Consider the following 24,093-nt stretch of genomic DNA (forward strand, 5'->3'; position numbering starts at 1 on the left):
ACCAGGGCGGACGGCAACCGGTGCACCGCCAGAGCGCCTGCGGCACCCACGCCCCGGCGCGGCGCCTCATCTCCCCCGGGCCGCAGCCCTCAGCCGGCCCGCAGTGCGACCGTCATCGCCTCGACCGCGAGCAGCGGGTCCACGTTGCGGTCCAGCGCCTCCCGGCAGGCGAGCACCGCCTCGATCCGGCGCAGTGTGTTCTCCGGCGAACCGGCCGCCGCGACCTTGGCGAGCGCGGGACGCTGGTCCTCGTTGGCGAGCGCACCCGTCGAGCCGAGCTGGACGGCGAGCACGTCCCGGTAGAAGCCGAGCAGGTCGAGTAGCGCGACGCCCAGCGTCTCGCGCCGAGTCCGCGTCGCCCGGCTCTTCTGACGCTTCTCCAGCTCCTTCACCGCGCCCGCCATCCCGCGCGGCGCCCGGCTGCCCTCGGCGGCGCCGTACGCGGCCCTGAGGTCGTCGGTCTCCTTGGCGTCCTGGGTCTCGGCCAGGGCCTCGGCGTCCGCCTTGGCGGTGTCGACCAGCCGCTGGGCGGCGGCCAGGCAGCCACCGATGTCGGCGACCTCGAGCGGGATGCGCAGCACGTCGAGGCGGCGGGCGCGGGACTGCTCGTCCACCGCGAGGCGGCGCGAACGCTCCACGTCGCCCTGCCCGGCGAGCGCCGCCAGCCGGGCGGTCTCCGGCTCGACGCCGTCCCGCCTGACCAGCATGTCGGCGACCGCCTCGGCGGCGGGCGTGCGCAGCACCAGCAGACGGCAGCGCGAGCGGATGGTGGGCAGCACGTCCTGCACGGAAGGCGCGCACAGCAGCCAGACCGTACGCGGGGACGGCTCCTCGACACCCTTCAGCAGCGCGTTCGCCGCCGCCTCGGTGAGCCGGTGGGCGGCGTCCACCAGGATCACCGACCACCGCCCGCCGGTCGGGTAACTGGAGGCCCGCAGCACGAGGTCCCGCATGTCGCCGACACCGATCGACAGACCGTCGCTCCGTACGAACTTCACATCGGCATGGCTGCCGGAGAGCACGGTGTGGCAGCCGTCGCAGAAGCCGCAGCCCGGCACCCCGCCCAGCTCCACATCGGGGCTGGTGCACTGGAGCGCGGCGGCGAAGGCCCGCGCGGCCGTACTCTGCCCGGCACCCGGCGGACCGGTGAACAGCCAGGCGTGCGTCATCAGCGACGCGTTCCCTCCCGGCCCGGGCGCAGCCCCCCGGCCCGCGGCCACCGCGGCCCGCGCGGCCTGCGCAGCCGCCGTCAGCTGCTCGACCACCCGATCCTGGCCGACCAGGTCGTCCCACACACTCACGCCGTGCTCCCGCCGACCGCCCGTACTGCTCGCTACCGGTCGAGCCTAACCCCGCAGGCCGACACCCGACTCCGACATGGTCTTCGGCGTCGTCTCCGCCGCGGCCTGCAGCCCTGACTCCGGCCTAGCCTGCCGCCCGATCGACACCGGTCGTCCGTCCAGGCCGTCGATCGCCCTCATCCGCTCGAACGACTTCCTCAACTGCACCTTCATGGATCGCGAGAGCGGCCGCTCGATATAGCGGTTCACCAGCCAGGAGACCGCCGTCATCACCAGCAGGAGAGCCCCCAGCAGCAGCCACGGGTCGATCGTGTACCGCAGGTTCTCGATGAGCTTCCACCCGATGTACTCGTGCAACAGGTAGAGCGGATAGGTGACCGCTCCCGCCGTACCGAGCCAGCGCCAGTCGATCCGCCGGAACCAGCCCAGCGCCACGCCCGCCATCAGCAGGTAGAAGGCCGCGATCACCGCCGCCACGACCCAGTCGGGCAGGTCGTATGCCGAGTTGGCCTGCACGGACTGGTAGGTCGGCCAGCTGGCCCGGATCCCCGCAAGCAGGGAGAAGCCGACCAACAGCCAGAGCAGCAGGTCCTGACCGAAGCGCCACATCAGGTAGAAGGCCATACCGCCGATGAAGAACCAGCAGTACTCGGGCATGGCCAGCATCTGGAGCAGGTGTACGTCGGGAAGCCCGTACGAGAGCACTCCGGCGCCCGACCAGATCAGGCAGAAGGCGAGTACCCGACGGTAGGTCAGCCCGCCCCAGACCACGATCGCAAAGATCAGGTAGAACCTTGCCTCCGCCCACAGGCTCCAGTACACGCCGTCCACGTAGGGGACGCCGAGCGGGTTCTGCAGCATGGTCAGGTTGGTCAGCACGTCCTGCCACTTCCGGGGCTGCTCGCTTCCCGGGAGGAGTGCCAGCATCAGCGTGGTCAGCCCCACCGCCAGCCAGTACGCCGGAAAGAGCCGGACCACCCGCGAGGTGAGGAAATCCGAGAGCGAGCGTCCCCAGCAGCTCAGGCAGATCACGAACCCGCTGATCAGGAAGAACAGCTGCACGCCCAGCCACCCGTAGGAGGCGGGCATGTAGAGGATCGGGAAGACATGCGAGCGCGGTCGCCCCCAACCCGACCCGTATGCCACGTAGTGGTAGAGCACCACCATCAACACGGCGAGGAATCGCAGGCCGTCCAGTGCGGCGATCCGCTGGGTCGTTCGCGGAGGAGACTCCCGCGCTTGCTCGGTCAGATTCACGTGGAACGACTTCCTGGACCAGGGCCGGACAGACATAACGGGCACAGCAGTCTCTCAGACCACTGTGCCCGTAATCCACCCGGCTGCCGGAGCAGCCGCCGTGCGGAACGCAACTCCCTCTGCGTGCGCGACGTATCAGTCGCGCCCGCCGCGCCACCTGCGGCCCTTGCCGCGTCCGGCCTGCGGCTCCTGCAGCTCCGGCTCCTGCGGGCTCGGCGGCTGGGGGTGGTCCTGCGTCTCCCGCTTGGCCCACTCCTCGCGGGAGCCCAGGAGGGTGTCGGTCAGGCTCGGGAGGTCGTCCATCGGGGTCTCCTCCGCCCAGGCCGGGCGGGGGCGCTGCTCGACCGCCGGGAGCTCCCGGGTCGTCTCCGAGGGGGACTGGGCGTCCTGGCCGGCCGGCTGCTTCTCACCGCGCCACAGGCCCGGCGGCACCCGGTCGTCGACCAGGCGGGGGCTCTTCGACGTGGTGGTCTCGGCCTGGTCGCGCCCGCCCGGCCGCGCCCAGGACGTCCTCGGGGCGGCCACGCCGCCGGACCGGAGGCCCGGCTGCCCGGGTGCGGACGGCTCCACACGGGGCAGTACGGCGGTCTCGTCCGCCGCCGGGACGGTCGGCAGCACCGCCGTCTCGTCCGCCGCGGGGACCGCCGAAAGTACCGCCGTCTCGTCGGCCGCGGGGACCGCCGGCAGTACCGCCGTCTCATCGGCCGCCCCGGCCTTGACGGCCTCCGCCGCCCGGACCGCAGCCTGCCGCTCCCGCTCGGAGATCTCCTGGGTGGCCTCCTCGGTGCCGCCGACCTGCGGCAGCTCCACGGTGGCCGTCACCGTCGGCCCCTCGACCGAGGCTGAGGACGAGACCGACGCCGCAGCCGCAGCCGCCTCGGCGGCCAGCCGGGCCTCCTCGGCCCGCTGGAGCGCCTCCTCCGCCCGCCGCCGCTGCTCGGCCCGCTGTAGGTCGCGCTGCCGCTGGAGCTCCGCCTGCGCCGCCGCCTCGGCGGCGAGCCGCTCCCGCTCGGCCTGCTCCGCCTTCTGCCGGGCCGCCGCCTCGGCCTGCCGGACGGCCTCCTCCTCGGCGCGCCTGCGCGCCTCGGCCTCCGCCTTGAGCTTCGCCTCCGCTGCCGCCTTGCGGGCCTCCTCGGCGGCGATCCGCTCGGCCTCCAGCTCGGCCTGGCGCTCCTTCTCCGCCTGCTCGGCCCGCAGCTGCTCCAGCAGCTCCTGCCGCTTGCGCTCGGCTGCCTCCTCCTCGGCCTTCTTACGGGCCTCTTCGGCCGCGCGCCGGGCGGCCTCCTCACGGGCGAGGCGTTCCTGCTCTGCCTGGGCGGCCTTCTCCTGGGTGGAGAGCGGCAGCTCGCGGTCGAGCCGGTGGCGGATCGCGGTGGTGACGAAGGCCGGCTGCTGGCTGCCGTCCACCACCAGGTAGCGCGCCGGGTCGGCGGCAGCCAGGGCGAGGAACCCGGACCGTACCCGGGTGTGGAACTCGGTCGGCTCGGACTCCAGCCGGTCCAGAGCCTCGGTGAAGCGCTCCCTGGCCTTGGTCGGGTCGACGTCCAGCACGACCGTCAGGTCGGGCACCAGACCGCCGGTGGCCCAGCGCGAGATCCGGGCAACCTCGGTCGCGGCGAGGTCGCGGCCGGCGCCCTGGTAGGCGATGGAGGAGTCCATGTACCGGTCGGTGATCACCACCGCGCCGCGCTCCAGCGCCGGGCGGATGACGTTCTCGACGTGCTCGGCCCGGTCCGCCGCGTAGATCAGCGCCTCGGCGCGGTGCGAGAGGCCGGTGTTGCCGACGTCCAGGACGAGCGCGCGCAGCCGCTGCCCGATCGGGCTGCCGCCGGGCTCGCGGGTGAGCACCACCTCGTGGCCCTTGCTGCGGATCCACTCGGCGAGCGCGTTCGCCTGGGTGGACTTCCCGGCGCCGTCGCCGCCCTCCAGTGCGATGAAGAATCCGGTACCGCTCACCCGGTGCGGCGCCAGTGGCGCACCGCCGCGCAGCGACTGCACCAGCTCGCGGCCGAGCGGGACGCTGCCCCGCTGGTCGTCGGTCTTCAGCAGCACGACCGCCGCGAGCGCCATCGTCAGCAGCCCGGCGGTGGCGATGGCCAGTGCGGCCCCGTCGTGGATGAAGGTGAAGTTGCCCGGCCTGATCTCGCCGTACGCGACCTCGCCGTACCCGGCGGCGATCAGCGGGACGACGATCAGTGCGGCAGCCACCACGGCCCGCAGCACCGCGTAGAGGTGCTCGGTGACCTTGGGCAGCCGGATCTCCTCGACCTCCTGGGCGAGCAGCGTCCGCCCGGTGGCGATGACGATTCCGGCGGCAAGACCGGCCAGCGAGGTGAGCAGCAGGACCAGGACGAAGTCCAGGACGAGCCCGGCCAGGATCAGCGCGACGCCCTCGGTGAGCAGGGCGAGCGCGAGCAGTCGCCGCCGGGAGAGCGAGGGCAGGGTGGCCCTGGTCAGCCGTACGCCGAGCGCGGGGGCCCCGGCGGCGGCGAGGACCAGCAGGCCGTAGCCGATCGGCCCGGCGCGGTGGTCGACGGCGGTCAGCAGTCCGAGCGCGGCTACCCCGGCCATCGAGGCGTAGGCGGCGGCGACGGAGAAGGTGAAGTACGGGGCGGAGCCGGTGCGGCCCTTGCGCAGCGCGGGACCGGGGGTCGCGTCGGTGGGGGCACGCAGGCCCTGCAGGGGGGAGCGCGGTGCGGCGGCCGTGCCGGCGGGCAGCTCCTGGAGGTAGAGCAGGACGGCGGAGGCGGCCAGCAGCAGCGCTGCGCCGACCCCGGCCGTGGTGGCCTGGTTGGCTCGCAGCCAGTGCGACCCGAGCGCGGCGAAGATGTTGTTGACCAGGGTCAGCCCGACCAGGGCGGTCGCGGCGAGCGGGACGGTAGCCCAGCCGGTGCGCAGGTCCAGGGTCCGTACGGTGTCCAGGACGGCAGCGGAAGGCCGCTGCTCGGACGGGGCTGCGCCGGGGTCGGCGGGTGGCAGCAACGACGGCACGGCGGCCGCCTTGGTGATCGCCCAGACGCGTTCGGCGGCGCCGGTCAGGAAGACCGTGCCGAGGAGCAGGTAGGTGGCCGATCCCGGGCTCCAGGCGAGCCACCATGGCGCGACACCGATCAGCACGGCACGGAAGGCGTCGGCGCCGAACAGCACCCAGCGGCGGTCGAGTTTCCCGGCGAGCAGGTTGTGCAGCGGCCCGAGCAGCACGGCCCCGAAGAGCAGCGTGGCGAGCATCCGGACCCCGAACACCGCGGCCACCGCAAGCGCCTGTGCCCGGTAGCCGTGGCCGAACGGGCCACCGGCGACCGCCGCCGCCCAGGTCAGCGCGATCAGCACCAGCAGACCGAGCCGGTCGCCGGTGCCACCGACGAGCTGGGCCGTCCACAGGCGGCGGTAGGGGCGCAGCCGGAGCAGCGCGCGGGCCCGCTCTCCGTGCGTACCGGCCGGGGCCGCCTCGGGGAGATGGGGTACGGCGGCGCTCGTGCCGGTGGGCTGCTCCTCGCTCGTCATACCGTCAGGGTAGCGGGCGGGCTCCGCGCTCAAGCCCTGGAACGGGCCTCGACAGGCCCCTCATGACAGGGTTGTGACGCTGTCGGCGCCGATCGCCGAACGTACTGCGGGCCCGCAGCCCCGGGGAGGGGTGCGGGCCCGCAGGCACGGCAGAAGCGCTCAGCTCTCCTCGGGTGCGGCGGCGGCCTTCTTGGCAACGGCCTTCTTGGCCGTCGTCTTCTTCGCCGCAGCCGTGGCGGTGGTCTTCTTGGCGGCGGTCTTCTTGGCCGCCGTCTTCTTCGCGGTGGTGGTCTTCTTCGCGGCCGTCTTCTTGGCCGCCGGGGCCTTCTTGGCGGCCTTCTTCACCGGTCCGCGCGCCCGCTTCTCGGCGAGCAGCTCATAGCCGCGCTCCGGCGTGATGGTCTCGACCTCGTCGTCCTTGCGCAGCGTGGCATTGGTCTCGCCGTCGGTGACGTACGGGCCGAAGCGGCCGTCCTTGACGACCACCGGGCGCTCGCTGACCGGGTCGGTGCCGAGCTCCTTGAGCGGCGGGGCGGCGGCGGCCCGGCCGCGCTGCTTGGGCTGGGCGTAGATCGCCAGCGCCTCGTCGAGAGTGATCGTGAAGAGCTGGTCCTCGCTGGTGAGCGAGCGCGAGTCGGTGCCGCGCTTGAGGTACGGGCCGTAGCGGCCGTTCTGCGCGGTGATCTCGTTGCCCTCGGGGTCGTTGCCGACCACGCGGGGCAGGGAGAGCAGCTTGAGGGCGTCGTCCAGGGTGACGGTGTCCAGGGACATCGTCTTGAACAGCGAGGCCGTGCGCGGCTTGACCGCGTTCTTGCCGGTCTTGGGCGTGCCCTCGGGCAGGATCTCGGTGACGTACGGGCCGTAGCGGCCGTCCTTGGCGACCAGCATGTTGCCGCTGACCGGGTCGATGCCCAGCTCGAAGTCGCCGCTGGGCTTGGCCAGCAGCTCCTCGGCAAGCTCGACGGTCAGCTCGTCCGGCGGCAGGTCGTCGGGGATGTCGGCGCGCTGGCCCGGCTCGTCGGCGACCTTCGAGGCCTTCTCGACGTACGGACCGTAGCGACCGACCCGCAGGGTGATCTCGTCACTGACCGGGAAGGAGCTGATCTCCCGGGCGTCGATCGCACCGAGGTCGGTGACGAGTTCCTTGAGGCCGCCGAGGTGGTCGCCGTCGCCGTTCCCGGCCTCGGCGGCGCCGCCAGCGCCCTCGCCCTCACCGAAGTAGAAGCGCTTCAGCCACGGGACGGACTGCGCCTCACCTGCCGCGATGCGGTCGAGGTCGTCCTCCATCTTGGCGGTGAAGTCGTAGTCGACCAGGCGGCCGAAGTGCTTCTCCAGCAGGTTCACCACGGCGAAGGAGAGGAAGGACGGCACAAGTGCCGTGCCCTTCTTGAAGACGTACTTGCGCCCGATGATGGTGTCGATGATCGAGGCGTAGGTGGAGGGGCGGCCGATCTCCCGGTCCTCCAGCTCCTTGACCAGCGAGGCTTCGGTGTAGCGGGCCGGCGGCTTGGTGGCGTGGCCCTCGGGGGTGAGCTGCTCGGCGGCCAGCGGGTCGCCCTCGGTGACCTGGGGCAGGCGGCGCTCGCGGTCGTCCAGCTCGGCGTTCGGGTCGTCGGCGCCCTCGACGTACGCCTTGAGGAAGCCGTGGAAGGTGATGATCTTGCCGGAGGCGGAGAACTCGACGTCCCGGCCGTCGGCGGCCCGGCCGCCCGCCCTGACGGTGACCGACTGGCCGACGGCGTCCTTCATCTGGGAGGCGACGGTCCGCATCCAGATCAGCTCGTAGAGCCGGAAGTCGTCGCCGCTCAGCCCGGTCTCGGCGGGCGTGCGGAAGCGGTCGCCGGAGGGGCGGATCGCCTCGTGCGCCTCCTGGGCGTTCTTCACCTTGGAGGCGTAGGTGCGCGGCGCGCTCGGCAGGTAGTCGGCCCCGTAGAGCTGGGTGACCTGGGCGCGGGCGGCGGCGATCGCGGTGTCGGACAGCGTGGTGGAGTCGGTACGCATATAGGTGATGAAGCCGTTCTCGTACAGCTTCTGGGCCACCTGCATGGTCCGCTTCGCGCCGAAGCCCAGCTTGCGGCTGGCCTCCTGCTGGAGCGTGGTGGTGCGGAACGGCGCGTACGGCGAGCGGCGGTACGGCTTGGATTCGACGCTGCGGACGGCGAACGCCGTCTGCTCCAGGGCGGCGGCCAGCGCGCGGGCGGCCGTCTCGTCCAGGTGCAGGGTGTTGGCCGTCCTGAGCTGCCCGTCCGGGCCGAAGTCGCGGCCGCTGGCGATCCGCCTGCCGTCGACGGCGGCGAGGCGGGCGCCGAAGGTCTCCGGGTTCGCGGCGTCGGCGGGGGTACGGCCGGTGGCGAAGACACCGGTCAGGTCCCAGTACGAGGCGCTGGTGAAGGCGATCCGCTCGCGCTCGCGCTCGACCACCAGGCGGGTCGCGACCGACTGCACACGGCCCGCCGAAAGCTTCGGCATGACCTTCTTCCACAGCACCGGCGAGACCTCGTAGCCGTAGAGGCGGTCGAGGATACGACGGGTCTCCTGGGCGTCCACCAGCCGCTGGTTCAGCGCGCGGGGGTTTCGGACGGCCTCCTGGATGGCGTCCTTGGTGATCTCGTGGAAGACCATCCGGTGCACCGGCACCTTGGGCTTCAGCACCTCCCGCAGGTGCCAGGCGATGGCCTCGCCCTCGCGGTCCTCATCGGTGGCGAGGAAGAGCTCGTCGGACTCCGCGAGCAGCGACTTGAGCTTGGTGACCTGCGACTTCTTGTCCGCGTTGACCACATAGATAGGGGCGAAGTCATGGTCTACGTCGACCCCGAGCCGGCGCACCTCGCCGGTGTACTTGTCCGGGACCTCGGCGGCAGTGCCTGGCAGGTCCCGGATGTGCCCGACGCTGGCCTCGACGACATAGCCGGGGCCGAGGTAGCCCTTGATCGTCTTCGCCTTGGCCGGCGACTCGACAATGACGAGTCGCTTGCCGTGCGCGGTCTCGCTGCTCGGGGACACCTTCGCTCTTCTCTCCCGGTCGTTACGTGTGCTGGCGGCGCGCCGGCGAAGGAGACGTTCCGCCCGACCTACCGCCGTCCGGAGCTGCCGCTGCGCGACGGCCCCACCAGCGGAGTGTGACCGTACCCTGGCCACTCTTGTCAAACGGACGGTTCCCACTTTTTCACCGGCAAGGCCGACCGACGCCACTCGAACGGTAACCCGATGATGCTCGATCGCGCCGCGCGGAGGGGGTAGCGGGGTGTCCAAGCGGCCGGATTCGGCCGGTGGCGGGCCGTGAACGGTTGATGACGGATCAGTCAGGTACCGGCCCGTCAGGTGCCGAAAGCCCGCTGCGGAGCTGCGCCCGCAGAGCGTAACCGGGAAAGTCCCGGGCTTGAGCGGTCAGCCCGAAAACGCGGACGCCAGCAGGGTCAGGCCCCCGGCGAGGGCACTCGTACCGAGCAGCGCCCAGAAGACGTCGCCGGGCAGCGAGGGCCTGGTCTCGCAGGCCGCGAGCACCACGCGGCTCGGGCGCCTGGCGTCGTACGCGACCTGGACGGTGGCCCCCGGGGCCAGTCCGGCCGGGCGGCACAGCCGGGTGTGCCCGCGTGGACGGGAGAGCACCGACTCGGCCGGGCCCGGGCCCGCCGAACCGACCGTCGGCAGGGTGCAGTACGCGAGCAGCGGGGCGGTGTCCAGCTCGCCGTAGGGGTCGCCGTAGGGTTCCCCGTACGGATCTCCGTCCGCGACCACCCGGGCGGTGGCCGGGACGCCGTGGCGGCGCAGATGGTGGCGAAGTCGCAGTTCGAGGGCGCACCAGAGGAGCAGTGCGCCACCGAAGAGCATGAGGACGAATCCTGCTGCGGTCGCCGTCGGCGTCTCCATGTACGTCTCCCTCCCCGCGGTGCACATTCCGGTCCTCGTCCGGTCGCCCGACCCGGTGCACGGGGAGCGTGGCAGCCCGGGGACAACCTGGGGCTGACGACCGAAGTACGGCGGAGAACACCGGGGGAACAGGCGGGTGAACTGCCCCGGGACCCGGTCGCCCGATCCCGCCCGGGCCGGTGTTGGTGCCGATACGTCCCCACTGCGTCACAGCTGGGAAACGACGGTAACCCGCGGGCGCCGGGCGACGTGTAGAACCATGCCAGACGCCACGCCCGGTCACTCTCACCAAGTGGCCGGACACCAAGGGGGATTCATCATGTCGGCCCACCGTCCGCTCGTTGCCGCAGCACTCCTCGCGACCACCGTCCTCAGTCTTGCCGCCTGCGGCGCAGGCAGCACGACGTCCACCGCCGCCGCCTCGGCCTCGCCGGCCGTAGCCACCTCGCCGAGCGCCTCGGCAACCGTGCCGCAGCAGTCCTCGGCCACGCCGGCCATCTCGCACACGGCCACCGCGCACCCGTCGGCCCCGGGGAAGCCCGCTCAGGGGACGCCCGCCGCGGACTGCACGACCGCCGCGCAGCGACCCGGACACCGGGTGGTCAACGTCGTCAGCGGCACCGCCGGGTCGTCCGAAATCGCCGCCACCGCGACCAAGTTCATCTGCGGCCCGAACGTGGACGACGACGGCTACTACCAGCCCGCCGGCTCGCCCACCACGTTCAAGATTGCCTCCGGGGCCCAGGGCGAACTCTTCACCCTCGGCAACACCACCGCCACGCGCGGCGTCCCCGTCGCGCAGCTGATCCAGCACGCCGACGACTGCGGCCACCACCGCCCGGTCGACAGGCCGTACAGCTGCTTCGGCGGCAACTACGACATCACGGTGGACGTGGCCGGCCACATCACCCACATCTCGGAGCTCTACCACCCCTGAGACGCAGCGGCGGCCGCGGCCGGGCACCGGGTCAGAGCACCGGCTCCACGAACCCCTGCTCGGTCAGCAGCCGCAGCGACTCCGGCACCCGGTCCCGCAGCACCACCCGGTCCTCGCCGAGCAGGTGGGCAATCGCGTCGACGATCTCGCCGGCCGTGAGCGTGCCGTCGCACACCCCGACGAAGCCCGCACCGACCGTGTCCACCTTCGTCGCCCGCCGCATGCCACGGTTGTGACGGAGGATCACATGCTCGGGGTCCTCCGCCCCGGGCGGTCCGACCTGTTCCTGGACCACCTCGTCGGCGAGCACATAGCGCGCGGCGAGCAGGGCGGCGTCGTCGTGCGCCCGCAGGAAGTCCTGACGTGCGAACCAGCTCTCGATGTGCGGGCCGAGCGGCTGCTCCACCGGGTGCGGCCACTCCTCGATCCGTACGGTCGGCCGGGCCGCGCCGCCCGCCCTCAGGGTGATCCAGCCGAAGCCGATGCCCTCTACCCCTGCCGCCTCGAAGGTGTCCAGCCACTCGTCGTAGCGGGCCTGGTAGTCGGGCCCCGGGCCACGGTGGTCGCCGCCGTCGCGCAGCCACAACTCGGCGTACTGGGCGACGTCCTGGACCTCGCGCTGCACCACCCAGGCGTCCAGACCGGTTCCGGCGACCCAACCCGCCAGGCGGTCGTGCCAGTCCTCGCCCTTGACGTGCTGCCAGTTGGCCAGCAGGTGGCAGTAGCCGCCCGGCTCCAGGTGCGCGGCCGCACCCCGTACCAGGTTGCGGCAGAGGTCGTCACCGGCCATCCCGCCGTCGCGGTAGACGAAGCGGCTACCGGGCGAGATCACGAACGGCGGGTTGGAGACGATCAGATCGAACGTGCGGTCCGCCACCGGCTCGAAGAGGCTGCCCTCGGCCACCTCGACGTTCTCGAAGCCGGAGAGCGCCAGCGTCAGCCGGGTGAAGTGCAGCGCGCGCGGGTTGAGATCGGTGGCGGTGACCCGCTGCGCGTGCCGAGCGGCGTGCAGCGCCTGCACACCGGAGCCCGAACCCAGGTCCAGTGCCGCGCGCACGGGCCGCCGGACGGCGAGGTTGGCCAATGTGGTGGAGGCACCGCCGACACCGAGCACTAGGTCCTTGCGAGCCACGCCCCGGGCGGTCTCCCCGGAGGCGATGCCACCCGCGCCGCCGACCGCGCACCCCAGGTCGGAGACCACCCAGGCATCCGCGCTCGGCAGGCCCGCGACCTCGTTGGCGTACGGGCGGACGTCGACGGTGGCCCGTACGCTCTCGCCGTCACGGGTCAGCCAGCCGTCCATCAGGCAGTCCTCGACCGGCAGAGCCGCCGCCGCGGCCGCGTACGGGACCGGCTGCTGGAGCAGAAACAGCCGCACCAGCGTCTCCAGGGAACTCCCGCCACGCGTCGCCCGCAGCGCGGGTACCGCCTCGCTGCGGGCCAGCGCGGCATAGCCGGTGGGCCCGAGCAGGTCGAGGCAGCCGTCGGCGGTGTACGAGGCGGCGAGCAGCGCCTCACGAAGCTTCGCGAGGCGGCCGGGGTCAAGAGCGGGGCTACTGGTCACCGGCCCATTGTCCCCCGTTCTGCGCCGCTGCCCCGCGCACGGCGCAGAACCGGGGCTGCCTGTGCTGCCGGTACTGCGCGTCGTCTCTGCGCGTCGTCTCTGCGTGTCGTCCCCGTGCCTGGTCCCCGTGCCTCGTCAGTTCCCTGACGGGGAAGCCGAGGCAGAGGTGGTGTCGGAGGCCGTGCCCGAGGGCGCCGCGCCGGAAGCTGCGGCCGACGGCGAGACGGAGGAGGAGGCCATGGGGGATCCGTTCTGGGCCGAGGGGCTGTCGTCGGCGGCGCCGGTCGCCGCGCCCGTGGCGGCCCCGGTCGGCGGCACCGCCGCCCCGGCGGTCGCGGACCCCGCACCCGGCTGGGTCTTGCAACCGGGTTGCTTGCGGATCGCCGCCCCGAGGTCGCCGCTCTGAAGGTTGTTCAGCGCGGATGTCGACTGCTGAGCCAGCCGCTGGACCTGGTCACCGACGCTCCTGAGCCCGTCCGCGAACCGAGCCTGGTCCATGTTGGGCAGGGCGTTCAGCTTCTTCTGGACATCGACGTACCCCTGAGCCGCCTGCTTGAGCTCGTCCACGGCGCCCTGCTGCAGCTTCGCGCCGTCGCCGACCTTCGGCGCGCCTGCCTTGTCGATCGCATCGGCCAACTGCTGGTTGGCAGTTGCGAGGACCCCGAGATCGGCCGCGAGCCGCTTCTGGAGGTCGGCCGGGGCCTCGCCCGGCTTGACCTTGCCGGTGTCGGTGAGGGCATCGCCGGACTGTCCTATCGGGCCCTGGGCGGAGTCGCAGACGCTCTTCGCCCAGTTGTCGAGCGCAGCACTGTTGTCACCACCGCACGCGACGGCGCCGAACGCCAGCAGCGCACCGAGCGCGGATACGGTCAGCAGTCGCTTCTTCACCGGGAAGCCCTTTCGGTGTCGGTCATCGACCTGCGAACCTACACGGCCGCCTGTCTCAGCCGCAGGCGACCGCCCGGCCCGGGGCTGGGTGTGGGGCTGGGATGCCTTGGGCCGGGCCGGGCGGACGCCGATCACCGGGCACCCGCCGGCACCACCGGCTTCCGGGTTGCGGTCAGGCCCGCTCGACCCGGATCGGATCACCGCTGCGAACGGTACGCAGCACCTGCGGGTCACCGTCCAAGCTGCCGAGGAGATTGCACGGACTGGCCAGTCGGCACTCGTCCTCGCGCGAGATCGGCGTCGGGCCGTACGGCAGCGCCAGGCTGTCCCCGTCCGTCCAGAACGCGACCGTGCCAGGCTCCACGACCTGCTGGGCATCGGTTTCCCTGGGGACGCTGACGGGGGTCCCGAAGTAGACCTCCTTGCCCCAGGTGCTGGCCGAGGAACTGATCGGCAGCGCCTCCCAGAGCGCCTCGGAGGTGGGCGTCGGCCGCAGCGTTGCCGTCGTCTGCCCGGCCGGCCACAGCATGCGTATCCGCATGGGGGTGTCCCCTTGTCTCGAACCGAACCGATCGCGCCCGAGAGCAGGGAACAGCCACCTTCAACAATTTGTCAATCACCTGGCCGGCAGGGGAAGTGGACAGCAGCCACAGCGCGCACCGTCAGCGCAGCGGCCGACCTCCTGGCCCCGTATCGGCGGCTCAGCCGCCCAATCGGGCCGGATGAGACGTCAGCCGTCCACCGACGGGTCGGACACCGGCCAGCTCATCCGGATCAGACCACCGCTTGCGCCTCGGGTCACCTCGACGTCCTCGACCAGACCAGTGATCACCGCGAGACCCAGGGTGTCCTCGTCCGTCTCGGCGCCCTCATCGTGCTCGCGGGAGGGCACACTGGCCGAACCGGCCTCGTCCTCCACCTCGATGAGGAAACGCTTCTCCTGGTCGATCAGAGCGACCCGCACCGCACCGTCGATCCCACCGCGCCGGTGCAGACCGACCGCACGCGAGCACGCCTCGCCGACCGCGAGGCGCACCTCGTCGAGCACCGACTCGTCGACCCCGGCGCGTCTCGCCACCGCCGCTGCCACCAGCCGGGCCGTCCGCACATGCTCGGGAAGCGCACTGAATCGAAGTTCGACGGTTGCCATCTCTCCCCCTCCGGGGTTGCTCCCCACACCTCAACAACTGCGACGTCGGCGCCGCTTCGCCCGCGCAGGCCGACGAGGCACAAGGCCCCGCCGGCGTGCTCACGTCGGCGTGCTGAAGGTGGATCAGTCAGTCGCCGAGACTGCGTCTTCGACCGAGTTGTGGATCGGGAAGACCTTGGTCAGACCGGTGATCCGGAAGATCTTCAGGATGCGCTCCTGGTTGCACACCAGACGCAGCGAGCCCTCGTGCGCCCTGACCCGCTTCAGGCCACCCACCAGAACGCCCAGACCGGTCGAGTCGAGGAAGTCCACGCCCTCCATGTCGACGATCAGGTGGTAGTTACCGTCGTTGACGAGCTCGACCAGCTGCTCGCGCAGCTTGGGGGCGGTGTACACATCGATCTCGCCACCGACCTCGACAACCGTGCGGTCGCCGATCGTGTGGGTCGACAGGGACAGGTCCACGGAACCTCCAGCACCTTGCCTTGCTACGTCATTGCGGACTCGGCCGGGCGGCCGCGATCGCTTGGTCGCAGGCCGGGCACACCGCCACGGCAGATCGCGCCTCGGCGTTGCGTCCCTCGGCCATGCGGCCGTCACGGCTTCATTCAACCACCTGTGACCATGCCCGCACGATGGCTTGGGGCGATTCTCCGTCACGCCGGTGACACACTGGGTCCTCATGCCGCCCCGCCACCGCCCGCCCGAGGCCCTACTGGCCGCCCTGACCACCGGCCGGTCCCGTTCCGAACGCCTCACCCATACGGAGCATCTCCCGGCTCGTCCGGCGCGGCATTCGTCTTGGCCGGACAGCATTCGGCCGGAGATCGTGGCATCCGCGCAAGCCCTGGGAGTCGAACGACCCTGGGCCCACCAGGCCGAGGCCATGAAATTGGCCAAAACCGGTCAAACTATGGTGCTTGCCACAGGGACCGCATCGGGCAAGTCGCTCGGGTATCTGGCCCCGGTACTCAGCGATCTGCTCGACGGCACCGAGGCCCCCAACGGGCGCGGCGCAACCGCGCTCTACCTGGCCCCGACCAAGGCCCTGGCCGCCGACCAGCGCCGCCGCGCCGCCGAACTCGTACCGAGCCGCGTCCGGCCGGCCCTCTACGACGGCGACACACCACCCGAGGAACGCGAGTGGGTCCGCCAGTACGCCTCCTACGTGCTCACCAATCCGGACATGCTGCATCGCGGTATCCTGCCCGCCCACGCCCGTTGGTCCTCCTTCCTCAAGGCGCTGAAGTACGTCGTCGTCGACGAGTGCCACAGCTACCGCGGCGTCTTCGGCTCGCACGTCGCCCAGGTAGTGCGGCGACTGCGGCGACTGTGTGCCCGGTACGGCTCCGAGCCGGTGTTCCTGCTCGCCTCGGCCACCACCGCCGACCCGGCGACCACCGCCGAGCGCCTCACCGGCCTGCCGGCCGTGGCGGTGACGGAGGACGCCTCGCCACGCGGCCCCTTGGTCTTCGCCCTGTGGGAACCTCCCCTCACCGAGAACGTCGGCGAACACGGCGCTCCGGTACGCCGCACGGCCACGGCCGAGGCCGGCTATCTGCTCACCGACCTGGTCGAGGCCGGGACGCGGACAGTGGTCTTCGTCCGCTCGCGCCGGGCCGCAGAACTCGTCGCGCTACAGGCCCAGGACCAACTCGGCGCACCTCTCGCCGCCCGCGTCGCCGCATACCGGGGTGGGTACCTCGCCGAGGAACGCCGGTCTCTGGAGCGCGCGCTGTACTCCGGACGGCTGCTCGGGCTTGCCTCCACGTCCGCTCTGGAACTCGGTGTCGATGTGTCGGGCCTGGACGCCGTACTGATGGCCGGCTACCCGGGGACCAGAGCCTCACTGTGGCAGCAGGCCGGGCGAGCGGGCCGGGAGGGCCAGGGCGCGCTGGCCGTGCTGATCGCCCGGGACGACCCCCTGGACACCTACCTGGTTCACCACCCGGAGGCCCTGTTCGCCAACCCCGTCGAAGCCACCGTGCTCGACCCCGACAATCCACACATCCTGGCACCTCACCTGTGTGCGGCCGCCGCCGAACTCCCGCTCGGCGAGAGCGACCTGCACCTGTTCGGCCCCTCCACCGCGCAGCTCCTCCCGGTCCTCGAGAAGCGCGGACTACTACGGAGGCGAGGGGGCAACTCCTGGTACTGGACCCGGCGTGAGCGTGCTGCGGACGCGGTCGACCTCCGGGGCAGCGGCGGCAATCCGGTCCAGATCGTGGAGTCCTCCACCGGTCGGCTGCTCGGTACCGTGGACGCCTCCGCCGCCCACACCACCGTGCACACCGGTGCGGTCCATCTGCACCAAGGCCGTACCTACCTGGTGCAGGATCTCGACCTCGAAACCTCGGTCGCCCTGGTCGAACAGGCCGACCCGTCCTACACGACCGCAGCCCGGGACATCACCTCCATCTCCGTCCTCGGCACCGACACCACCATCGACTGGGGAGAGGCCCGACTCTGTTTCGGCTCGGTCGAAGTGGTCAACCAGGTGGTGGGATACCTGCGAAAGCGCATCGCCACCGGCGAGGTCCTCGGCGAGACCAAGCTCGACCTGCCACCCAGGACGCTGCGCACCCGGGCCGTCTGGTGGACCGTCACAGAGGACCAACTACTCGACGCGGAAATCCCGTTCGACCAGCTCCCGGGCGCCGCCCACGCTGCGGAACACGCCTCCATCGGCCTGCTCCCGCTCTTCGCCACCTGCGACCGATGGGACATCGGCGGTGTCTCCGTCCCGCTCCACCCCGACACCCAGCTACCGACGGTCTTCGTGTACGACGGGCACTCGGGCGGCGCAGGCTTCGCCGAGCGGGGTTTCCAGCGAGCGGAACAGTGGCTGACAGCGACCCGGGACGCCATCGCGGCATGCGAGTGCGATCGCGGCTGTCCGTCCTGCGTGCAGTCCCCCAAGTGCGGGAACGGCAACGATCCTCTCGACAAGGCAGCAGCCGTACGGCTCCTCGACGTACTGCTGGCCGACGCTCCGGGACGGGCCGCCCAGGCCGGGGACGGCTGACTCGGCTCGATGCCACCCAGGCCAGGGACGGCTGACCGGGCTCGATGCCACCCAGGCCAGGGACGGCTGACCGGGCTCGATGCCATCCAGGCCAGGGACGGCTGACCGGGCTCGGTGCCACCCAGACCGGGCACCGCGTGCTCGCCGGTGGTCATTCCCCGGGATGGTGGAGGACGGGCGAAGGGCATAGGGCTCATGTGGTGAAGGTCCAATCGGTGAATGTCCAACGGGGCTCGACACGCCTTGCCTGGTCGGACGTCGCCTGTGCTCGGAGCGGGAATGGTCGAGCCGCTCCGGACGGACGTGACTGCAGCGTCCAGTCCGTCGGCGCCCCAGGACCGGACCGGACCTGCCCTGGCCCTCCCCCGGGCCGGACCGATCGGGATCGGCAGCACCCCACCGGGTACCGCGACCTCGACCACTACCGCGACCGCATCGGCGCTCTGGTCCACGACACAGGAGACCAGGGCGGCCCGGTGCTCCTCCGCGATCCGGGCGGCCCAGCCGCAACCGCCGTCCGGGTCCAGCAGCAGTCGGTCGGCGGCCGCGAGTGCCGCCAGATCTGCGGCAGACTCCGCACGATGCCGAGTGGCCACCACGGATCCGACGGCCAGACTGACCGCGAAGACCACGCAACCGAGCATGGCCAGCGAAACCAGCCAGATCGTGGCTGAACCGCCATCGGGAACAGCGCCTGCCGATCTGGACCGCGGCACGCCGGGTCGAACGGCTCCGCCCTTCTCGATGTCATGAGCGTCGGGTCTCTGAACGGGTCTCTGAAGAAGCATCACCCACCTCCTTCCACCGCCCCGATGATGTCCTCGCGCGCTGCCACCGCCGTGGCGCTCAACCGGATCGTCAGCGCCGAGCCGAGCCGCCCTGGCCCGGGGCAGGGCGCTTCGACCGTGACCCGCATGGTCTCGTCCTCCTGAGAGACCTGGACAGCGGCCCCGGACGGTGCTGCCGCCCGCGCCAATTCAGCGGCGTTCGCATCACCGCGTGCAGCCGCCCTTGCCCCGATCCGGGCGGCGTCCACACAACGAATCTGCGCGGATGCCGCCACAACTCCCCAAATCAGCATGGCTGCCAGGAGCACCAGGGCCGGCAGCGCGACAGCTGTCTCGGCCGTCACAGAGCCACCGTCCCCAGTCCGTCGGCCCCACCGCAACGTGCACGGCCTGGGCCGCCTGCGCTTTGATGGCGACGAGCCGCACCGCCTCAGCGGCCCAAGCTTCCGAGTCGACTCAGATGGCATGGAGCGCCCGGGTGATCAGCTCGTTAATCGCGTCGGAGACCGTCCCGCTGGTCACCACTCGGTAGAGGATCGCTGCGAGGGCACAGGCGGCCACCGTGCCGACGGCATACTCAGCCGTCGTCATTCCGGCATCGCCCTGCGCGCCTCGCACCCGCCTCAGTCGGGTGGACAGCCAGCCCCCCAGCTTCCGTACGAGCAGGGCGGCCAGGATGGGGTTGCGGTCGGTTGCGGTCGCTGCGGAAACAGCCATGACAGGTCTCCTCGGACTTGGACTCGGGCTCAGACTCGGACTCGGACTCGGGTTGGGTTGGGGTTGGGGTTGGGGTTGGGGTTGGGGTTGGGGTTGGGGTTGGGGTTGGGGTTGGGCCTTGGGCTGCGCCTGACCCCGCGCCCGGGCTTCGGGTCAGGTCCGCGAGAGACTTCACGGACCCTACGGACAAGACAGGCGGTCTCATTGACACCACGTCAGATACGTTGGGCAAAGAGCGATGCCAGCCCCATCACCACGGGAGCAACGCCGATCAGGACGAAAGCGGGGAGGAAGCAGATCCCCAGCGGAGCCGTGGCGAGCACCCCGGCACGCCGTACGCGAGCATGGGCGGCCCGTCCGGCCGTCTCCCGTTGGGCCTGCGCCAGGCCCAAGAGCGTTGTGGCAGGCGGGGATCCGCTGATGCTCGTCCGCACGAGGCAGCGGGCCAGTGGAGCGAGCGTTGGGCAGTCCTCGCCGAGCCGTTCCCAGCAGACCTCGGGCGGCGCCCCGAGCGACAACTCGGCCGCCACACCGGCCAACCGGTCCCTCATCGGCGACCCGACGCTCTCCGCCACGGCCGCGGCGGCCTGGGCCGGAGAGGAGCAGGACCCCAGACAGGCGGCCAGCAGCTCCGCAGTGAGCGGCAGTTGGCGGGTCAGTCGCTCCTGTTCCAGTGCCACCAGCCGAGCGGCCGGGGACCGGACCCGGGGCAGCCATCTCCTGGCGGCGAGGGCGAGCAGGACCCCGGCTGCCACACCCATCAACCCACCGATCACAGCCGCAGCGCCACATCCGACAGCGGCCGGTACCCCCCATTCAGACCTCAACAGGGCTGCCGTCCCGGCCAGACCGGCCGCCCGGGTGCCCCGCCCCGGAGGCCGTGTGCCACAACTGCCCCCGCTGCCACGGCGCAACGGCCTCCAGTCACGATTCCGAAGAGGGATTCGGCCGGGAGCTCCGACGCAGCGACCGGCGCGCCGTCGAGCAGCTCGCCGTCGGCCGACGGCTGCCGCCTCCCCGAGGACTGCAACCAGCACCACAGGCAGCGTGAACGACAGCACCGGGACTCCCTCGCTCACCATGCCGCCTCCATCCGGTCGGGACGAGTACGGGAGATCCCACACTCAACTGCCAGCCTTCGCGAGCCCATTGCCTCGCGCGTTGACGCTGCGCCCGGCGCCGCCGTGCCACCTCGGCCAGCAGCCCCACGCGTCATCGACCGCTCGCCGGGCGGGCCCGGGTGACTCGCCGATCCCCCTCGGTCCGGCGAGACCCCGGGGTCCTCTGCCCCACGTACGATCCGTGCCGTCCAGGCCAACCCTGCGGCCTCCAGCAGCGCCCCTACAGCAAGGCAGGTCAACCCGACCGGCGTGTGCAGCAAGATCCGTACGGGCTCTGCCCCGAGCGCGGCGCCAAGCAGTAGGCCGATCAGCGGCAGCGCTGCCAGCACGACGATCGTCGCTCTCGGCCCGGCCAGTTCTCCGGCGATCTCCTCGGTGAGCGCTCGTTCAGCCCTTAGTGCGTCGGCGAGTTGATCCAGCCCGGCTGCCAGACCGGTACCGCTCTCCGCCGTCACCTCCCAGCAGGCTGCGACGGCGGCTGCGCCCCGGCCGCCTGGCAGCTCCGCCATGGCCCGAAGTGCAGCCGGGATGTCGGCCCCGTACTGTCCGGCCGCCAACGAGGCAGTCGGCCCAGGACCCAATCCGGCCCGCAGGGACGTCAGCCGGGCGGTCACCACGCTCAGGGCCCGGTCGGCCGTCGCACCCGCGCGAAGCTCGGCGGCCAGGCCCGCACAGAGCTCGATGACCGCCGTCTCGCGTCTGCACGCCTCGGCTGCGCGACGCCGCCTGTGCCGCCACTTCCGCAGTGGCAGCACACCGGCGGCCGCCACAAGCAGCGGCACCGGAGAGCGCGCCATCTGGCCAAGCACCAACCCGAGGGGCAGGAGCAGCAGTTCCGGCACAAGCCAGCGCAGCCGATCCCCCAGAACCACCGCCCGCAGACGGCTCAGCACCGCGCCCCCGCCCGCCTTGACCCCCGAGGAGGCAGACGCCGACTCGCCGAAGAGTCCTCGCGCCCGCTCGGCCGCTCGCGACCTTCCCCGGAGGCCCGACCACAGGCCGACCGCGACACCTGCCAGCCCGGCCGCCCACAAAACCTGGTGTCCAGTCATCGCAGCCCCCTCGCCGCCGACTGCAGCAACCTCCAGCCGCCGATCGCAACCCCGCAGAGCAGCAGCACCCACACCAACTCGATCTGCCGCCCACTCATCGAAGCCTCCCCGGCAGTTCGACCCCTCGGATGGCACAGCGCTGCCGCAATCGCTCCCAGCCGGGGCCGGGCTCGCAGCTGCCGTCGGCCGTGAAGGTGACCGCAGGGGTGGTCACCGCGAGCCCGTGCTCGTCGCCCGTGAGCAGGTGGATCTCGGCGACCCTGCGGAGACCCGTGCCCGTGTCTCGGACCAGGTGGATGATCACGTCGAGGGCTGCGCGCAACTGGCTGTGCAGGGAGAACCGGTCCAGCCCGGCGAGCGAGCCGAGCGCCTCCAGCCGGGCAGGGACGTCCGCGGCGGTGTTCGCGTGAACCGTCCCGCAGCCGCCCTCGTGGCCAGTGTTGAGCGCGGCCAGCAGGTCAACCACCTCGGCTCCTCGGACCTCGCCGACCACCAGGCGGTCGGGGCGCATGCGCAGCGCCTGTCGGACGAGATCCCGGAGGGTGAGTTCACCGAGCCCCTCCTGGTTCGGCGGCCTGCCCTGGAGACGTACGACATGCGGGTGGTCCGGCCTGAGCTCCGCCGAGTCCTCGGCCAGGACGATCCGCTCACCCGGCCCGACCAGCCCCAGCAGCGCTGCAAGCAAGGTGGTCTTTCCGGTACCGGTACCACCGCTGATCAGCAGCGACAGTCTGGCGTTCAGCACCGCCGCGAGCAGGTCCGCCCCGGCGGGCGGCAGTGCACCGCCCGCGACGAGCTCAGCCAGAGTGAACGGCCGGGGTCGGGAGATCCGCAGCGAGATATGGGTACAGCCGGCGGCGATCGGCGGGAGCACGGCGTGCAGCCGGGTGCCGTTCGGCAGCCGGGCATCGACCCACGGTCTGGCGTCGTCGAGCCTCCGGCCGGCCGCGGTGGCGAGCCGGTGGGCGAGGTGGCGTACGGCGCCGATGTCCGGGAACCGGACACCGGGCACACGTTGCAGGCCGACTCCTCGGTCTACCCACACCTCGTCAGGTCCGTTGACCAGTACATCGGTCACGTCCGGCTCGTTCAGCAGGTGGTCGAGCGGACCTGCTCCGACCAGCTCGGAGCGGAGCACCCGGACAGCGTCGAGAACGTCGTCACCGCCCAGCGGGGGCCTGGTTGCCCGCAGCGCCGCCGCGACCGACCGGGTGGTGGGCTGCGCCCCGGCCTCGGCCAGCCGCAGGCGTACGGCATCCAGCAGGGCGGTCGCGCGCAGGTCGGTGCGCCCACGGACTGCGGCGAACTGCGGCCCGGCCGCCGGTGCCGTCTGCCCCGTACTGCCGGACCCTGGCCGACTCGCCTGCCCCGGCCGACCCGCCTTCTGCCGTCGGAGCGTTTCCGTTTCCGTCGGCTCCCGTCCGGGAGCTCCAGCGGCCTCGGTAACAGCCGCGCCGCTCCCGACTTCCGGGCCCCATCGTCCACCATCACTTCGGCCCACGTCTGCTGCGCCCGCACCCGATGCGCCAGTACCGGACCGGTCTTCCCCTCCCGTGTCCGGATCCGCGCCCGCAGCCGAACCCACACCCGAATCCGTGCCCGCTCGGCCCCCACCCGGCGGCCGGCCGCCCAGGCGCACCCCGACGCCCAGGGGCCTTCGGTGCGGCCCGGTTGTGCTCCTGTCGTACTCCCCCGGCCTGCCAGGCCCACGCATGCGACCCGTCACAGCACACCTCCCCCGTCCGCGAGCACCGGCGGCATGGCCTCTGCCAGGAAGCCGCTGCAGAAGCGCGCCAGCGGGCCCTTCTCGCGGATTCCGGGCGGTGCTCCTCGCTCGACGTCTGTACCGAGCCCCGGCTCCTGCGGCAGCTCGCCGGCCAGCCGGAGACCCAACCCGCGGGCGATCTCCGGGCCCGCCAACCCGGCCGGACCGGGCACTCTGACGACGGCCCTCAGGTCCGAGAGCCGCATCCGGGCGGCCGAGGCCACCCGATCGGCGGCGGCCATCGCGCGCAGCTCCGCCGGGACCACCAGCAGGCCGGTATCGGCCTGTTCCAGGGCCTGCCCGGCGGCCGGGTCGATGTGTCTGGGCAGGTCGAGGACGACCAGTCCACCTCGACGGCGGGCGGCCGCCAGTACGCTGCGCATGGCTTCGGGCGGCACGGCGAGCGTGTCACCCCGATCCCACGACAGGGCCGTCAAGTGGTGCAACTCGGGTAGGGCCTTCGCGAGTTCGGTACCGTTGACCCGCCCCCGCGAACCCGCCAGGTCGGGCCAGCGCAGACCGCCAGTGCCCTCCCCGCCGAGCAGGACGTCGAGGCCCCCACCCAGCGGGTCCGCGTCAATGAGCATGGTGCGATGGCCAGTCCGTGCTGCGGTGATCGCAAGGGCGCAGGCCAGCGTCGAGGCTCCGGCCCCGCCACGGCCGCCGAGTACGGCGACCGTCAGCGCGGGTGGGCCGACGCCCTCGGCCGCGTCGGCGATCCGGTCCAGCAGCCACGCCTGCGCGTCCGGCAGGAAGAGGACGTGCTCGGCGCCGAGTTGGACGGCTCTGACCCAGACCTCGCAGTCGTCCAGATCGAGGCCGAGCAGCAGGATGCCGGCCCGGCGTCCCAAGCCTGCGCAGCGCTCCGCCTGGTCGTCGCCGACCAGCACCAGCGGCGCGCTCTCCCACAGCGCTCGGGGCGGTGGCGCTCCACACAGCAGGTGCGGGTCGGTGCCTGCGGCGGCGCAGAGCCGCAGCAGATTCTCGGCAAGGGCCTCGTTCTCGGTGACGATGAGCGGGCCCGAGGGGGCCGGGCCATCGGCCTGGTGGCGGTCTGTGGTGGGTGTTGACATAGCTGTCTCCCCCGGTGAGGTGCTGTCCAGGCGCCCAAGCCGTCCGTACGGCACCGGGCGCCTGCCGGTGGGCTGTCAGCG

Annotated in this window: 18 protein-coding genes and 1 pseudogene; 2 read left to right on the top strand and 17 right to left on the bottom strand. The window is 72.0% G+C overall.

Annotation, left to right across the window (positions count from 1 at the left end):
* Positions 1-89 precede the first annotated feature (89 nt).
* From P3T39_RS07395 to P3T39_RS07415, 5 genes are all read right to left on the bottom strand, one after another.
* Entirely contained in the window at positions 90-1,301 is a 1,212-nt protein-coding gene (locus P3T39_RS07395; protein WP_280696541.1) for a DNA polymerase III subunit delta', read from the bottom strand.
* Between the two features lie 45 nt (positions 1,302-1,346).
* The gene (locus P3T39_RS07400) at positions 1,347-2,558 is read right to left on the bottom strand and encodes an acyltransferase (protein WP_280696542.1); all 1,212 of its coding nucleotides are present in this window, start codon (positions 2,556-2,558) and stop codon (positions 1,347-1,349) included.
* A 135-nt stretch (positions 2,559-2,693) separates the two neighbouring features.
* Complete coding sequence (gene tmk / locus P3T39_RS07405) at positions 2,694-6,062, bottom strand: dTMP kinase (protein WP_280696543.1); 3,369 nt, start codon at positions 6,060-6,062, stop codon at positions 2,694-2,696.
* 159 nt (positions 6,063-6,221) lie between these two features.
* A complete protein-coding gene (gene topA / locus P3T39_RS07410; protein ID WP_280696544.1) occupies positions 6,222-9,065 on the bottom strand; it encodes a type I DNA topoisomerase in 2,844 nt (947 codons plus the stop codon).
* 384 nt (positions 9,066-9,449) lie between these two features.
* Entirely contained in the window at positions 9,450-9,932 is a 483-nt protein-coding gene (locus P3T39_RS07415) for a DUF3592 domain-containing protein (protein WP_280696545.1), read from the bottom strand.
* Between the two features lie 319 nt (positions 9,933-10,251).
* Here P3T39_RS07415 and P3T39_RS07420 point away from each other — a divergent pair, with 319 nt between their 5' ends.
* Positions 10,252-10,869 carry a hypothetical protein gene (locus P3T39_RS07420; protein WP_280696546.1) on the top strand — a complete coding sequence of 206 codons (618 nt, stop codon included), beginning with the start codon at positions 10,252-10,254 and terminating at the stop codon, positions 10,867-10,869.
* Positions 10,870-10,900: 31 nt separating this feature from the next.
* Here P3T39_RS07420 and P3T39_RS07425 read toward each other — a convergent pair whose 3' ends face one another.
* The 5 genes from P3T39_RS07425 to P3T39_RS07445 form a co-directional block, all read right to left on the bottom strand.
* Complete coding sequence (locus P3T39_RS07425) at positions 10,901-12,433, bottom strand: methyltransferase (protein WP_280696547.1); 1,533 nt, start codon at positions 12,431-12,433, stop codon at positions 10,901-10,903.
* Positions 12,434-12,568: 135 nt separating this feature from the next.
* Entirely contained in the window at positions 12,569-13,321 is a 753-nt protein-coding gene (locus P3T39_RS07430; protein WP_280696548.1) for a hypothetical protein, read from the bottom strand.
* Between the two features lie 172 nt (positions 13,322-13,493).
* Positions 13,494-13,862, bottom strand: a complete 369-nt coding sequence (locus P3T39_RS07435; RefSeq protein ID WP_280696549.1) for a cyclophilin-like fold protein — start codon at positions 13,860-13,862, stop codon at positions 13,494-13,496.
* A 189-nt stretch (positions 13,863-14,051) separates the two neighbouring features.
* Positions 14,052-14,471 (bottom strand): ATP-binding protein, encoded by a 420-nt coding sequence (locus tag P3T39_RS07440; protein ID WP_280696550.1) that lies wholly within the window; start codon positions 14,469-14,471, stop codon positions 14,052-14,054.
* A gap of 123 nt (positions 14,472-14,594) precedes the next feature.
* A complete protein-coding gene (locus P3T39_RS07445; protein ID WP_280696551.1) occupies positions 14,595-14,936 on the bottom strand; it encodes an STAS domain-containing protein in 342 nt (113 codons plus the stop codon).
* A 217-nt stretch (positions 14,937-15,153) separates the two neighbouring features.
* Here P3T39_RS07445 and P3T39_RS07450 point away from each other — a divergent pair, with 217 nt between their 5' ends.
* Positions 15,154-17,496, top strand: a complete 2,343-nt coding sequence (locus P3T39_RS07450; RefSeq protein WP_280696552.1) for a DEAD/DEAH box helicase — start codon at positions 15,154-15,156, stop codon at positions 17,494-17,496.
* A gap of 356 nt (positions 17,497-17,852) precedes the next feature.
* Here P3T39_RS07450 and P3T39_RS07455 read toward each other — a convergent pair.
* From P3T39_RS07455 to ssd, 7 genes and pseudogenes are all read right to left on the bottom strand, one after another.
* Positions 17,853-18,284, bottom strand: a pseudogene (locus tag P3T39_RS07455) (Rv3654c family TadE-like protein); the annotation flags it as partial.
* Complete coding sequence (locus P3T39_RS07460; RefSeq protein ID WP_348534314.1) at positions 18,284-18,628, bottom strand: TadE family type IV pilus minor pilin; 345 nt, start codon at positions 18,626-18,628, stop codon at positions 18,284-18,286. The gene P3T39_RS07460 and the pseudogene P3T39_RS07455, both read right to left, overlap by 1 nt.
* A 112-nt stretch (positions 18,629-18,740) precedes the next feature.
* Positions 18,741-19,001, bottom strand: a complete 261-nt coding sequence (locus P3T39_RS07465) for a DUF4244 domain-containing protein (RefSeq protein WP_280696554.1) — start codon at positions 18,999-19,001, stop codon at positions 18,741-18,743.
* Between the two features lie 215 nt (positions 19,002-19,216).
* Complete coding sequence (locus P3T39_RS07470) at positions 19,217-19,762, bottom strand: type II secretion system F family protein (RefSeq protein ID WP_280696555.1); 546 nt, start codon at positions 19,760-19,762, stop codon at positions 19,217-19,219.
* A 314-nt stretch (positions 19,763-20,076) separates the two neighbouring features.
* The gene (locus P3T39_RS07475) at positions 20,077-21,174 is read right to left on the bottom strand and encodes a type II secretion system F family protein (protein ID WP_280696556.1); all 1,098 of its coding nucleotides are present in this window, start codon (positions 21,172-21,174) and stop codon (positions 20,077-20,079) included.
* 94 nt (positions 21,175-21,268) lie between these two features.
* Positions 21,269-22,453, bottom strand: coding sequence for a TadA family conjugal transfer-associated ATPase (locus P3T39_RS07480; RefSeq protein ID WP_280696627.1), 1,185 nt, complete (start codon positions 22,451-22,453; stop codon positions 21,269-21,271).
* A gap of 443 nt (positions 22,454-22,896) precedes the next feature.
* A complete protein-coding gene (gene ssd / locus P3T39_RS07485; protein WP_280696557.1) occupies positions 22,897-24,012 on the bottom strand; it encodes a septum site-determining protein Ssd in 1,116 nt (371 codons plus the stop codon).
* Positions 24,013-24,093: the final 81 nt, after the last annotated feature.

Source organism: Kitasatospora sp. GP82 (assembly GCF_029892105.1).
GTDB lineage: Bacteria > Actinomycetota > Actinomycetes > Streptomycetales > Streptomycetaceae > Kitasatospora.

Excerpts from the sequence above, each read along its gene's own strand:
- tmk (WP_280696543.1), bottom strand. The coding sequence starts at position 6,062 with ATGACGAGCGAGGAGCAGCCCACCGGCACGAGCGCCGCCGTACCCCAT.
- P3T39_RS07415 (WP_280696545.1), bottom strand. The coding sequence starts at position 9,932 with ATGGAGACGCCGACGGCGACCGCAGCAGGATTCGTCCTCATGCTCTTC.
- P3T39_RS07420 (WP_280696546.1), top strand. The coding sequence starts at position 10,252 with ATGTCGGCCCACCGTCCGCTCGTTGCCGCAGCACTCCTCGCGACCACC.
- P3T39_RS07435 (WP_280696549.1), bottom strand. The coding sequence starts at position 13,862 with ATGCGGATACGCATGCTGTGGCCGGCCGGGCAGACGACGGCAACGCTG.
- P3T39_RS07440 (WP_280696550.1), bottom strand. The coding sequence starts at position 14,471 with ATGGCAACCGTCGAACTTCGATTCAGTGCGCTTCCCGAGCATGTGCGG.
- P3T39_RS07450 (WP_280696552.1), top strand. The coding sequence starts at position 15,154 with ATGCCGCCCCGCCACCGCCCGCCCGAGGCCCTACTGGCCGCCCTGACC.
- P3T39_RS07465 (WP_280696554.1), bottom strand. The coding sequence starts at position 19,001 with ATGGCTGTTTCCGCAGCGACCGCAACCGACCGCAACCCCATCCTGGCC.
- P3T39_RS07470 (WP_280696555.1), bottom strand. The coding sequence starts at position 19,762 with ATGGGTGTGGCAGCCGGGGTCCTGCTCGCCCTCGCCGCCAGGAGATGG.
- P3T39_RS07475 (WP_280696556.1), bottom strand. The coding sequence starts at position 21,174 with ATGACTGGACACCAGGTTTTGTGGGCGGCCGGGCTGGCAGGTGTCGCG.
- ssd (WP_280696557.1), bottom strand. The coding sequence starts at position 24,012 with ATGTCAACACCCACCACAGACCGCCACCAGGCCGATGGCCCGGCCCCC.